This is a genomic window from Aeromonas sp. V90_14 (genome assembly GCF_029967615.1).
Classification (GTDB): Bacteria; Pseudomonadota; Gammaproteobacteria; order Enterobacterales; family Aeromonadaceae; genus Aeromonas; species Aeromonas hydrophila.
On record NZ_JASCAS010000011.1, the window covers coordinates 23,913 to 33,597 of the forward strand.

General features: G+C 63.6%; 11 protein-coding genes. 4 read left to right on the forward strand and 7 right to left on the reverse strand.

The genetic code is table 11. The features are described 5' to 3' along the window. Positions 1-198: 198 nt before the first annotated feature. A complete protein-coding gene (gene bfr / locus QLG02_RS09565; protein WP_282465059.1) occupies positions 199-678 on the reverse strand; it encodes a bacterioferritin in 480 nt (159 codons plus the stop codon). A 142-nt stretch (positions 679-820) separates the two neighbouring features. Next, positions 821-1,027: a bacterioferritin-associated ferredoxin gene (locus QLG02_RS09570; RefSeq protein WP_016352142.1), complete on the reverse strand. Its 207-nt coding sequence runs from the start codon at positions 1,025-1,027 to the stop codon at positions 821-823. 137 nt (positions 1,028-1,164) lie between these two features. Here QLG02_RS09570 and QLG02_RS09575 point away from each other — a divergent pair, with 137 nt between their 5' ends. Both QLG02_RS09575 and QLG02_RS09580 read left to right on the forward strand, forming a co-directional pair. Continuing rightward, entirely contained in the window at positions 1,165-1,476 is a 312-nt protein-coding gene (locus QLG02_RS09575) for an HlyU family transcriptional regulator (RefSeq protein ID WP_282465060.1), read from the forward strand. Next, positions 1,473-3,539, forward strand: a complete 2,067-nt coding sequence (locus tag QLG02_RS09580; protein WP_282465061.1) for a GNAT family N-acetyltransferase — start codon at positions 1,473-1,475, stop codon at positions 3,537-3,539. The genes QLG02_RS09575 and QLG02_RS09580 overlap by 4 nt, the downstream gene beginning before the upstream one ends. Here QLG02_RS09580 and QLG02_RS09585 read toward each other — a convergent pair. Beyond that, positions 3,526-4,245 (reverse strand): SDR family NAD(P)-dependent oxidoreductase, encoded by a 720-nt coding sequence (locus QLG02_RS09585; protein WP_282465062.1) that lies wholly within the window; start codon positions 4,243-4,245, stop codon positions 3,526-3,528. The two genes, QLG02_RS09580 and QLG02_RS09585, sit on opposite strands and share 14 nt — an antisense overlap. A 206-nt stretch (positions 4,246-4,451) precedes the next feature. Here QLG02_RS09585 and QLG02_RS09590 point away from each other — a divergent pair, with 206 nt between their 5' ends. Beyond that, entirely contained in the window at positions 4,452-5,465 is a 1,014-nt protein-coding gene (locus tag QLG02_RS09590) for a chemotaxis protein (RefSeq protein WP_282465063.1), read from the forward strand. Positions 5,466-5,525: 60 nt separating this feature from the next. Here the strand turns inward: QLG02_RS09590 and QLG02_RS09595 are convergent, their stop codons facing one another. Beyond that, positions 5,526-6,698: a nucleoside recognition domain-containing protein gene (locus QLG02_RS09595; protein WP_041216947.1), complete on the reverse strand. Its 1,173-nt coding sequence runs from the start codon at positions 6,696-6,698 to the stop codon at positions 5,526-5,528. A 343-nt stretch (positions 6,699-7,041) separates the two neighbouring features. Beyond that, positions 7,042-7,557 (reverse strand): ClbS/DfsB family four-helix bundle protein, encoded by a 516-nt coding sequence (locus QLG02_RS09600; RefSeq protein WP_252451128.1) that lies wholly within the window; start codon positions 7,555-7,557, stop codon positions 7,042-7,044. 112 nt (positions 7,558-7,669) lie between these two features. Here QLG02_RS09600 and QLG02_RS09605 point away from each other — a divergent pair, with 112 nt between their 5' ends. Beyond that, positions 7,670-8,002 (forward strand): hypothetical protein, encoded by a 333-nt coding sequence (locus tag QLG02_RS09605; RefSeq protein ID WP_252451127.1) that lies wholly within the window; start codon positions 7,670-7,672, stop codon positions 8,000-8,002. 27 nt (positions 8,003-8,029) lie between these two features. Here QLG02_RS09605 and QLG02_RS09610 read toward each other — a convergent pair whose 3' ends face one another. Both QLG02_RS09610 and QLG02_RS09615 read right to left on the reverse strand, forming a co-directional pair. After that, positions 8,030-9,373 (reverse strand): potassium channel family protein, encoded by a 1,344-nt coding sequence (locus tag QLG02_RS09610; RefSeq protein ID WP_039213987.1) that lies wholly within the window; start codon positions 9,371-9,373, stop codon positions 8,030-8,032. 125 nt (positions 9,374-9,498) lie between these two features. After that, the coding region (locus QLG02_RS09615) for a hypothetical protein (RefSeq protein WP_282465064.1) at positions 9,499-9,685 on the reverse strand (187 nt) is incomplete at its 5' end.

Below are 9,685 nucleotides of genomic sequence, written 5' to 3' on the forward strand. Positions count from 1 at the left end.
TAGTCCTTTAACCGTTGTTATTGTTTGTCCCCAATAAGGGGTTCCAATAGTGCATCTCTCTCGCGTACTTTTTTGCGACCTGATTAACAAAAATAAGCTTACTTTTCATGGTGATAAGCCTCATGAAAAGCTATGCAGCCAGACATTAAAAAACCCGCCGCAGCGGGTTTTTTAATCGTTTTTTCATGCCATAACTATTCAGGAACCGCCGTGATGCAGCTGGGACTGCTGATAGTTCTCCAGCCCGATGCGATCGATGAGATCTAGCTGGGTCTCCAGCCAGTCCACGTGCTCCTCCTCGTCTTCCAGGATCTCCTGGAACAGGTCGCGGCTGATGTAATCCTGCACCGACTCGGCGTAGGCGATGGCGACCTTCAGGTCCGGGATGGCGTCCATCTCCAGCGACAGGTCGCAGCGCAGCATCTCCTCCACCGTCTCGCCGATGCGCAGCTTGCCCAGATCCTGCAAGTTGGGCAGCCCTTCCAGAAACAGCACCCGCTTGACCAGCTCGTCGGCGTGTTTCATCTCATCGATGGACTCGTTATACTCCTTGTGACCGAGCGCCTTGAGGCCCCAGTCATCGTAGATGCGGGCGTGCAGGAAGTATTGGTTGATGGCTATCAGCTCATTGGCCAGCACCTTGTTGAGGTGGGCAATGATCTTGGGATCTCCTTTCATCGACAGTGCTCCTTGGTTCGTGCCTGAGGCTGAGATCCTTAGAGCTTAGTCCAGAAAAGTGACAACAAGAGGTCCGGCGAGCCAGCTCGCCTGCGGGAAGGAATTGAAAAGACGGGCCGGTTTTGCCGGCGACAGGCCCTGCTCAGGCCACCTCGTAGTAGAGCGGCGCCTGCTCCAGCTCGGCCTTGTCGAGTTCGGCGGCGATGATCTCCATGGTCATGCGCACGCATTTGCCACACTGGGCACCTACTTCGAGCGACTGCTTGAGCTGGCGAAACTCGGTCTTGCCTGCCTGTACCGCCTTGCGGATCTGGGAATCTGTGATGCCGCGGCACAAACAGACGTACATAGTGTTTACCTCATGCTGGATTGCCATGAAATCTAAATGAGAATGGTTCGTAGTGCAAATAACGATTGGTAATAAGATCCCCCGCTTGCCAGCCATCAACCCCTTGGTGACAATGCCCTGTCACTGAGGGAAACATCATGCTCAAGAAACTGTTCACTGCCCTGTTTGGCGGCCAGCCCGCTGCGGTCGCCGAAGTCACTCCCACCGAATACGCCGGCTACCTCATCTATCCCGAGCCCATGGCCGAAGGGGGTCAGTATCGACTGGCTGGCCGCATCACCAAGGAGCTGGATGGCGTGCTGCAGACCCACCGCTTCATCCGCTCCGATCTGTTTGCCAACCCCGCCGATGCAGAGCGCTTCATGGTGCAGAAGGCACACACCTTCATCGACCAGATGGGGGATCGCATGTTCGAGCCCCGCAAACCGGCCGACAGCCCCGCCTCATGATGCCGGCTGCGCTCGACGAGTTGCGCCAGGTGCTGGCCCGCACCGGCGAACGGCGGCTGATCTGGCTGGAAGGTGATGAGGCCGATTGCATCGCCCGAGCCGAGGCGCTGCTAAGCGGCGTCAGCTACTGGCTGGGGAATGGCCCGAGCGAGCACCACCCGCAACCGGCGGCCAAGGCGTTGCAGCGGCTCGGTCAGGAGTGCGACACGCTGGTGTTCAATGCCTTCAGCGGTTTTCACCCCGACGCATTCGGGGCGCTGGCGGGCACCTTGCGGGCAGGCGGTCTGCTGCTGTTGCTGACCCCGCCGCGGGCCCAATGGCCGACCTGGCCGGATCCGGATCGGGTGCGGCTGGTGGCACAACCGGAAGACATGGCGCTGGCGGGTCACGGCTTTCTCGCCCGGCTGGTACGGCTGCTGGCGGGCGATCCCGCCCTCGAGCTGACGCCCCCAGCCACGCCGACCCCGTGGCAGCCGGTTGGGCCAGCGCGGCCGCTGAGCTGTGATCAGGCGCGCGCCCTGCCCGCCATCCACAAGGTGTTGCACGGTCACCGCCGCCGCCCGCTGGTGTTGAGTGCGGATCGGGGCCGCGGCAAGAGCAGCCTGCTGGGGCTGGCCGCCGCCGAGCTGCTGCGCCAGCAACCCGATCTGCAGATCGTGGTGACGGCGCCCTCCCAGGCCACGGTCGCCACCCTGTTTACCCACGCTACCAATACCCTTGAAGACGCGCCACAGCTGCTGGCAGGGCTCAGCTACTGCTCGCCCGATCGGCTGGTGCACGAACCGCTGCAACCCGACTTGTTGTTGGTGGACGAAGCGGCCGCCATTCCGACCCCGCTGCTGGAAGCCATGCTGGCCCGGCACGGCCGCATCGTCTTCGCCACCACAGAGCACGGCTACGAGGGCACCGGGCGCGGTTTTCACCTGCGCTTCAAGCGGGTGCTCGATCGCGAAACGCCCGGCTGGCAGGAGATCCACCTGGCCGAGCCGATCCGCTGGAGCAGCCGGGATCCGCTGGAGCCGCTGGTGTTCCGGCTGCTCGGCCTCAATGCCGAGGTCGAGACACCGCCAGCGCCCACCCAGCCTGGCTGGCGCCGGCTCGAGCAGGATGCACTGGCTGCCGACGAGGGGCTGCTCCATCGGGTGTTCGGCCTGCTGGTGCTGGCCCACTACCAGACCACACCGAGCGATCTGCGCTACCTGCTGGAAAGCCCGGCCCTCGACATACACCTGCTGGAGCAGGGCCCACATCTGCTCGGGGTGGCTCTGGTGGCCCGGGAAGGAGAGATAGCAGACGAGCTGGCCGAGGCGATCTGGGCCGGGCGGCGGCGCCCGCGCGGCCATCTGCTGCCCCAGTCGCTGCTGGCGCACGCCGGCTTCAAAGCCGCAGGCACGCGCAGCTACGCCCGGGTGATGCGCATCGCCATCCACCCGACTCTCCATCGCCACGGGCTGGGGTCGCTCCTGCTGGCCCACCTCGAACAGCATTATCAGGCGGCAGGGCTCGACTATCTGGGCTCCGCCTTCTCGGCCAGCGCCGACTTGTTGCCATTCTGGCGCAAGGCCGGGCTCAAGGTGCTGCGCATCGGCCTGCAGCGAGATGCCGCCAGCGGCAGCCACGCCGCCCTGCTGCTCAAGGCGCTGCAACCAACCTGCGCCGCCGAGCTGGCCGACTGGCACCAACGCTTCGTGCGCCAGCTGCCCACCCTGCTGGCGGGCGAGCTGAAAAATCTTGAATCCGAGTTGGTGTGGCAGTGCCTGCAGGATGGTGAGGCCAGCTCGAGCGGGCTCGATGGCTTTGATCAGGATGAGCTGGCCTGCTTTGCCCACCACCACAAGCCGTTCGAGCTGTGCCAGCCCAGCCTGCAGCGCTGGCTGGCGGGCAACCTGACAAAACTGGCAGAGCTTGACCCCGCCGAGCGGCAACTGCTGATCGCCACCATCTGGCAATATGCCGACTGGGGAGCGCTGGCGGCCAGGCTGCAACTGGCAGGCAAGCCGGCGGTCATCAAGGCGCTGCGCAGCCTGCTGGCCCGGCTGCTGCCGCCCGCTACCACTCAATAGGCTCGCCTCGCCAGTCGAGGTAGCTCAGCTCACCATCCGCTGTCAGCCGCGCCATCAGCGTGACCAGATGCGCGGCAGCCTGTTGCGGGCTGTGCAGACTGCCGGCGGCCAGGTTGCCGTGAAACGGGCGCGATAGCGCGGTATCCACCGTGCCCGGATGAAACGCCAGCAACTTGACGCCGGGCGCCCGTCTGGCGAGCTCGATGGCCGCACACTTGAGCAGCATGTTGAGAGCCGCCTTGGCGGCGCGATAGCCATACCAACCCCCGGCGCGGTTGTCGCCGATGCTGCCGACCCGGGCACTGAGCACCGCCAGGGTACAGGGGCTCGACCCCAGCAGCGGCAGCAGCCGGCTGATCCAGCGCAGCGGCAGCAGGGCGTTGGTCTGGTAGAGCTGGGTCATAACCTCGAGGTTGAGCGCCTCGAGCCGCTTCTCCGGCCGGATACTTCCCTGCTGCAGCAGGCCGTTGCAGATCACCAGCCAGCGCGGCCTCGGCGCCAGCTCGCCGATGCGGGCTACCACCTCTGCCAGCTGTTCATCACTGTAATCGCAGCGCAGCCAGTGCAGCTTGCTGCTGTTGAGCCCCGCCGGTTGCGGCTGGCGACTGACGGCGATGACGGGCGCGGCGCCCGCCGCCAGCCAGTGCTCGACCAGGGCGCTTCCCAGCCCCCCACCGGCGCCGATCACCACGACACTCTCTTCCATGACAAGCCCCCTTGTGGCGAGTGTGATGGCCTTCTCCATAGCCCCGCGCTTTTCCTGATAGGCTGATACGCGCCTTCCAGCCTGCGGGATCAAGCGGTTATGGAGGCGATCTTGTGTGGATCCCGCCGTCGTCGGCGGATCCATTCCTATACTGAGGGAAAACCGCAGCGGGTGCTGCCAGCGCAACCAGAAGCACGAGAGTGACCATGATGTCCAAAGACGGGGAAGAGCGTAAATCCATCCTGACCGAGAGCGGCACCAACGAGCTCGAGATCATCGAATTCCATCTCAAGAAGCAGCTGCCCGATGGCCGCGAGAAAATAGCCTATTACGGCATCAACGTCGCCAAGGTGCGCGAGGTGATCCGGGTGCCGGAGACCACCGACTACCCCAATGCCCAGCGTCACATGGTGGGGGTCTTCTCCCTGCGCGAGCGGCTGATCCCGCTGGTGGATCTGGCCGGCTGGCTCGGCATCCGCACCAACCCGGACAACAGCAACAAGGTGGTCATCGTCACCGACTTCAACAAGATGGCAAACGGCTTCCTCATCGACAGCGTCAGCAGGATCCACCGGGTCTCCTGGGAGGATGTGGAGTCCCCCAGCCAGTTCCTGGAGGCGGGCGAGAATGACTGCGTGGTGGCGGTGGTCAGGCGCGACGGCAACCTCATCATGATCCTCGACTTCGAGAAGATCATCGCCGACATCAACCCCGAACTGAGCATGGAAAAGTACGATGTGACCCAGGATCGCAAGGTCATCATCGACGATCGCATGATGGCCATGCGCCAGGCCAAAACCATCCTGGTGGTGGACGACTCTGCCTTCATCCGCAAGATGATCGAGACCACCCTGCGCACTGCGGGCTACAACGTGGTGACCGCCAAGGACGGGGGCGACGGGCTGGAGATGCTGATGGAGTTCGATCGCCTGTCGCAGGAGGAGAAGATCCCGGTGGCCGAGTTTGTCAGCGGCATCATCACCGACGTGGAGATGCCCCGCATGGACGGCATGCACCTGCTCAAGCGGCTGCGCGATACCCCCGCCTTCAAGACCACTCCCATCGTCATGTTCTCGTCGCTGATGAGCGATGACAACCGCCACAAGGCGCTGCAGCTGGGCGCCAACGACACCATCACCAAACCGGAGCTGGGCCGCATGGTCGGCATGATGGACAACTTCCTGCTCGGCCTCCCCATCCCCAGACCCGGCAACCTGTGAGGCCGCCGGACGGCCACCCAAGCAAAAGGGCGCCTCGGCGCCCTTTTGCTGCTTGATGGCTCAGCCCAGCCAGAGATAGAGCTGGTGAGCCGCCACCCCGGCGCACAGGCCGCCGATGGTGTGGGCCACGATGGCGCGAGAGGTGAGATGGCGATAGCCGAGCGCATCCAGCATGGCGGTGTGGGTGCTCAAGAAGCCGCTCCAGCACATGCCCATGGCGGTGAACACCGCCACCTCGTTGCCGGTGATCCAGCCCTTGCCGATGAAGGGGGGCACCAGTGACATGGCAGCCCCGACCGCCCCCAGCGAGGTGACCGGGAAGGCCACCAGCTCGGCGTGGGTGAAGCCGAACAGCAGCTCGAACAGCCAGCCCACCTTGGCCGCCAGCACCGGCAGCAGCGCCACCCCCTGGAAAGCCTCACCGCTGTAGCCCTGCTCGCCCGGGCCGAAGGTCAGCAGCATCACGAAGGTGCTGATGATGAGCACCCCCGGGATCACCGCCATCCCCAGCTCCACCCCGGACTTGCCACCGTCCAGCAGGGCGTTGAGCACCCGCAGCCAGGTCGGGGCAGCTTCCTGGCTCAGACCCGGTTTGGCCCCCACGCTCGCCACCTCGTCGGTGATCGGGGTCTCCCCCACCAGCGGGCGGATCATCCGCTGCATCAGCCGGGTCGACACCACGGAGCCGATGAGGGCGCCGAGCAGACCGATCAGCGCCGCGCTGGCGGTGGACTCGCCGCCCGGCAGTTGCAGGGTGGCCATGAAGGTCACCACGATCAGCCCCATGCCGAAGGCGGTGCCGAAGTTGGTGAGCGACACCAGCTGCCAGGGGGTGAAGCCCTTGCGAAAACGGCTGTCCTTGGCGAGGCTGATCACCGCCGGGTTGTCGGAGAAGAAGGTCATCAGGGCCGCCAATGCGGTGCGCCCCGGCAGCCGGAACACCGGCTTCATCAGCGGAGCCAGCAGCACCTCCAGCAGGCGGATCACCCCGAACTCGCTGAGCAGCTGGCTGAGCGCGCCAGACAGCACGGTAATGCCCATGATGAAGAGCACGGTATTGAGCAACAGCTGGTGAGCGGTGTTGAACAGGGTATTGACCAGGGCGGAGAGGCCCATCTGGCTGCCGAGGTAGCCAAACAGGCTGCCGAGGATAACCAGCACCAATACCGGCTCCAGCCAGCGGCGAAGGGAGGCCGCCCCCTGGTGAGAATCTTTAACTACTTGATTTTCCATACCAATCCTGAAATCTGTCGCTGTGTGGTGAGTATTGTTGTTATGGCACCCATAAAGCAGGAGCCCTTGTCTTGCGACAAGGGCTCCTTGAATGACTCTTCCTGCTGGCCGCGAATCCGTGCCATACGGATTGACGCTTCGCCGCGCCAGCGGCTGAACCAGGGAGGAAACACGGGTGGCCGGACGATCCTGTCCAGTCTGCCCGTCTCGCGTCAGCACGCCAGCCCACGGCCAGCCCGGCGACGAAACGGGGCGGCAGTATAACAACTGGGGCCTGTCAGCGAAACAAGGGGGGAGACCTGCGCCTTGCCACCCCCTCGCCTGTGCTCGCCGCCAACGAGCTCTACGGCTTCATGCCTTCGCTCTTCAACCACTTGCGCAGCCGGCCGTTGGCGTTGTGATAGGGCGAGGCGGTATTGAACTGGATCATCCGCCCCAGCGGCCAGCGTTCATACCAGGGGCGACCGTACAGCTCATCGTCGCTGCGCTGCCCGATCAGCTCGACGATGCGGGCCCTGGCCGCCACCAGTCGGGTCAGCAGCTGCGGGTAGGTCAGCCCCTCATAGTCCCGATAGAATTTGTGCGCCAGCCCGCCCAGCTCGTTCCATTTAAAACCGGTCTCGGGAAAATCCACCGGCAGACCCACCGCATCCCGCTCGATCCACTTGATCACCAGCTCGTTCCAGCCGATGAGGTAGGCCACCAGATTGGCCACGCTCATGCGGGTACCCTTGCTGTGCCCCTCCATCACCGGCTCTTGTGTCAGGCCCCTGGGGACGGCCTGCAAGGCCTTGAACAGCTTGCCGAAGTTCGTCTCGATGGCGAGCAGCAGCTCGGCCTTGTCAGCAGGGATCCCCATCACTTTTCTCCTGAATGCCCGCCACCCGACAAGCGGCGGGCGAGATTGCCGTCCACGGCCGGCGCGGGTAAGCTCGCCCCATTGGCCATCCATCTACTCATCCAGCAGCACCATGAACGACCTCGTGACCTACATCAGAGCCATCCATCGCCAGGCGGGGCCGGCGATCATCGTCCGCCAGCAGAGTGAACAACACAGCGAGCAGGACGAGAGCGGCACCCTGACGCATCACCGGCAGACCCATTACTGGTTTGCCAACGGCGTGGTCATCTGCCACCAGCTGGAGCTGGACGAAGATCCCTCCCCGCAGCTCTGCCCGGAGTGCTGGATCAGCTACCGGGTGGTCGCCAGCCCCATTCCCATCACACCTGTGCGCAAGCTGTTCCACAACCCCTGCCAGGAGGCCTTCTGGCTCAAGATGCAGGAGATCACGCCAGCCGGCTGACCCGCTCGACCGGCCGCCGACGCCCCATCAATACTGCTTGGTCTTGGAGGCAAACCCCGCCAGGAACAACCCGGTCAGAAACATGCCGCAGAAGGCCTCGATGGCCGACAGCAGCTGGAGCGGGGAGGAGGTCTGGGAGATGTCGCCATAGCCCAGGGTCACGAAGGTGACGATGCTGAAGTAGAGCGAGCGGCCCAGGTGATGGTAGGTGACCGAGGCCGGCGCCAGAAAATAGGTCAGGGTCGCCAGCAGGATCACCCCCATCGACAGCAGCAGGCTGCGGATCGGCCGCTCGCCAAAGCCCCAGGTGATGAAGCTGATGAACTTGGCGGCGCACTTCAGGTAGCACAGCAGGGTGAGCCAGCCTTTCTTGAGCCAGCCGCTGCGCAGCCAGCACTCCTTGAACAGCTCCCTGGGGCTCGCCAGCGACTTCATCTCGTGCAGTTTTTCCTTGTAGTAGCACTCGCCGGCATCGACGGTATCACCCACGCTGGAGAAGAGCCGCTTAGCATTGCGGTAGAGCTTGCTGGCCTCGCTGTGATCGACCCGGCCATTCTCGTTGTAGGCCACCTGCACCTTGTCCAGGTTGGTGTGCTCCATGGTGGCGTCGAAGTTCTTGGCCCGCACGTTGAAGTTTTTCAGCACCGCCCGGGAGGAGTGAAAACGGATTTCCTCGCACTCGATGGTGAAGTCCTGAAACACCCCGTCCTCCAGCGCCAGCTCCCGTTTCTTGGCCCAGGCCCTGTGGTCCCACAGCAGGGAGTCGAACAGATCGAGTCCGATCACCCCGCCGTTGACCCTCACCCCCTTGGCCGAGCAGTGCCACAGATAGACCTTGGAGTTGTTGACGGCGCCATCCAGCGAGAGTTCGTCCAGGCAGGTGAAGTCGAGCAACCGGCCGGAGATGATGGGGCTTTTGAGCTCGACGCCGCCGATGTTGAGCAGCCGGTGCTTGCCCAGCACCTGGGCCTCCCCCTTGTTGTTCTCGGAGACCGACAGCAGGCTCTGCACCCGCTTCACCTCGTCCTTGCCGTGCTTGCCGGCCAGCCACATGCAGTAGGGTTCAAAGCGCGTCTCGGCACGGATCAACCCGCTCTTGCGCAGGGACTCCAGCGCGCTCGAGGCGGTCTCATAGAGCCTGATCTTGTCGTCGCTCATGTAGAGGCACAGGCTCAGCACGCAGCGGGAGCTGATGAAGCGGGCGATGCCGATCTGGAAGATCACCTGCTTGTCGATCTTCTGCTCCGTCATCCAGTCGTCGAAATGGGGCAGCGACGCCACCAGCAGATCCCAGATCAGGGGATAGTCGTTGGCCCGGCGCCACTCGTTGAACTGTTCGGGGGAAAGCTGCCACAGCTCTGTTGCATTCATGGATGACCTCGCTCAAGAAACGGTTCCGCTTGCCTGCACCGGGCCTGGTACCCGATAAGCCTGCATGACCCGAACCGGGCAGGAGACGGACTCAGCAAGCCATCATACTAGCCGAACCGACGAAGTCACTGATGGGGAGGAGACAGGGTGAGCCATGCGACAACTTGGCGCCGGTTGGCCCATTTATTGTCCGCTGTGAGTGCCGGATAGCGGCAAACGGGCAAAGAAAAAGCCCAGCATTGCTGCTGGGCTTTTGGATTGGCTCCTCCTACTGGACTTGAACCAGTGACATACGGATTAACAGTCCGCCGT

Coding starts and splice junctions, on each gene's coding strand:
- bfr (WP_282465059.1), bottom strand. CDS start 678: ATGAAAGGAGATCCCAAGATCATTGCCCACCTCAACAAGGTGCTGGCC.
- QLG02_RS09570 (WP_016352142.1), bottom strand. CDS start 1,027: ATGTACGTCTGTTTGTGCCGCGGCATCACAGATTCCCAGATCCGCAAG.
- QLG02_RS09575 (WP_282465060.1), top strand. CDS start 1,165: ATGCTCAAGAAACTGTTCACTGCCCTGTTTGGCGGCCAGCCCGCTGCG.
- QLG02_RS09580 (WP_282465061.1), top strand. CDS start 1,473: ATGATGCCGGCTGCGCTCGACGAGTTGCGCCAGGTGCTGGCCCGCACC.
- QLG02_RS09585 (WP_282465062.1), bottom strand. CDS start 4,245: ATGGAAGAGAGTGTCGTGGTGATCGGCGCCGGTGGGGGGCTGGGAAGC.
- QLG02_RS09590 (WP_282465063.1), top strand. CDS start 4,452: ATGATGTCCAAAGACGGGGAAGAGCGTAAATCCATCCTGACCGAGAGC.
- QLG02_RS09595 (WP_041216947.1), bottom strand. CDS start 6,698: ATGGAAAATCAAGTAGTTAAAGATTCTCACCAGGGGGCGGCCTCCCTT.
- QLG02_RS09600 (WP_252451128.1), bottom strand. CDS start 7,557: ATGGGGATCCCTGCTGACAAGGCCGAGCTGCTGCTCGCCATCGAGACG.
- QLG02_RS09605 (WP_252451127.1), top strand. CDS start 7,670: ATGAACGACCTCGTGACCTACATCAGAGCCATCCATCGCCAGGCGGGG.
- QLG02_RS09610 (WP_039213987.1), bottom strand. CDS start 9,373: ATGAATGCAACAGAGCTGTGGCAGCTTTCCCCCGAACAGTTCAACGAG.